Annotated in this window: 1 pseudogene; it reads left to right on the forward strand. The window is 70.3% G+C overall.

Annotated features, from left to right (window positions below):
* A pseudogene (locus ACZ38L_RS39685) lies at nucleotides 1–1,039 on the forward strand (hypothetical protein); the annotation flags it as partial.

The following is a 1,039-nucleotide window of genomic DNA, read 5'->3' on the forward strand; positions in this document are numbered from 1 at the left end:
GGCGAGCTCCGGAGCGGTCTCCGGTACGGCCCAGCTCACCGCCGCCGCGTTGGCCCAACTGCCCGAGCTCAAGGGTCCGGTGCCGTTCGAGAGCGGCTCCTACGGCTACCCGGCGACCGCCAACTCCGGCGCCCCGGTGACCCCTTGGCTGCAGAACTCGGCCGGTCAGCTGCTGGCCTCGGTCTACCAGCATCCCAGCACGGACGCCCAGGCCGGCGTCTCCGAGCTGTCGCTCAACTTCAACTACAGCTCCACCATGCTGCCCTGGCTGCTGCTGGCGCCGGGCCTGATCAACTGGGTCACCCAGAACACCCATCTCGGCCTGTACCGGAACTACTTCGGCCAGGACGTGGACGACTTCTTCATCTCGGACAACGAGTGGAGCCGGCAGTACCAGTGCACGCCGGGCGCCACCGACCCGAACGACGTGCTCTGCCCGCCCGGCGTCGGCGGCAACGCGGCCGACGGCCCGCCGGACGAGCAGATGAGCGCGGCCGACGTGGACTACGTGGCCAACTGGGAGAAGCAGACCGGCGTCAAGCTGGAGTTCGCGTTCAACGCGATCGGCGCCTGCACCGCGCCCACCACGGGCGAGGAGTCCAGCGCCAACTGCTCCGGCAGCACCACGGTGAACGGCCAGACCTTCACCGACCCGGGCCAGACGGTGGACAGCGGCTACCCGAACGACTCCGCCTTCGTCAACGAGCTGCTCAAGCAGCAGGCCGACTTCAACTGGATCACGCACACCTGGTCGCACATGTACCTGGGCTGCCAGGTCGGCGGGCCGCAGCCGGCCAACGCGCCGACCGCGGGCACCGGCGGCTCGCTGGCGGCCGGCGGCTACAGCTACGAGATCACCGCCGCCACCGCCTACGGTGAGTCGGAGCCCTCCACCCCGCAGCAGGTCACCGTCGGCGCGAACGGCTCGGTCTCGCTGACCTGGCCGGACGCCACCAACGCCGGCGGCCCCTCGCTGTCCAGCCTGGAGTCCCTGTACTCCGGCGGCACCGGCTTCTGGGGCTACAACATCTACCGCGCC

It is taken from the genome of Kitasatospora sp. NPDC024654, assembly GCF_055559155.1.